Source organism: Micromonospora sp. M42, assembly GCF_000568915.1.
GTDB classification, from domain to species: domain Bacteria; phylum Actinomycetota; class Actinomycetes; order Mycobacteriales; family Micromonosporaceae; genus Micromonospora; species Micromonospora chalcea.
This window is the reverse complement of the sequence record NZ_KK037233.1, coordinates 1,048,640-1,049,488: the sequence shown is the minus strand read 5'-3', so window position 1 is coordinate 1,049,488 and position 849 is coordinate 1,048,640. Positions and strand designations below refer to the sequence as shown.

The window sequence follows — 849 nt, the reverse complement described above, 5'->3', positions numbered from 1 at the left end:
GGCGTCGACCTCGCTGCGTTCGCCGCCACCGGCGAGCGTGGCGATCATGCAAGGCCAGCGCGTATTCCTCGGCCAGGCCGTCGGGTGGGCCGTCGAGCCGGTCGACAAGCCGCCGGGCCGGCGCCGCGCCCTCCCCGCGCAGACCCCGCAGCCACCAGTAGAAGGCCAGCGCCGCGACCAGCCGCAACCCGGTCGCGGTGTCCGCGCGCCGCAGCGCCGCGTGCAGGTCGTCGCGGGCGGCGTCGAGGCGGCGCAGCCACCGCTCCTGGCCGCCGCCGCGCAGGCCCGCGTCGCCGGCCTGCGCCAGACCCAGGAAGTACGCGGGCGTGCGCGTCGCGGATCCGCCCGGTCTCGCCGTGCTCGGCCAGCCGGGCGGCGGTGAACTCGCGGATCGTCTCCAGCATCCGGTAGCGCCCGCCGGCCGCCTCCACCAGCGACTTGTCGACCAGGCCGGTGAGGGTGTCCAGGACGTCGCCGGCGTCCGGGCCGCACACCGCCTGCACCGCGGCCAGGTCGGCGGCGCCGGCGAACACGCTCATCCGGGCGGCCAGCCGCCGCTCCGGCTCGTCGAGCAGGTCCCAGCTCCACCCGACGACCGCCTCCAGCGTGCGGTGGCGGGGCGCGGCGGTGCGGTCGCCGCGGCGCAGCAGCCGGAACCGGTCGTCCAGGCGGGCCGCGACCTGCGCCACCGGCAGGGCCCGCAGCCGCGCCGCCGCCAGCTCCAGGGCCAGCGGCAGCCCGTCGAGGGTACGGCAGATCCGCAGCACCGCCGGGGTGGTGTCGGCGTCGAGGGTGAACCCGGGCGCCACGTCGGCGGCCCGGTCGGTGAACAGCCGCACCGCCGGGTAC

The 849-nt window shown here is 78.6% G+C and carries 1 pseudogene; it reads right to left on the bottom strand.

The window, feature by feature from the left end:
• Positions 1 to 44: 44 nt before the first annotated feature.
• Positions 45 to 849 (bottom strand): annotated as a pseudogene (locus tag MCBG_RS04500) (AfsR/SARP family transcriptional regulator); the annotation flags it as partial.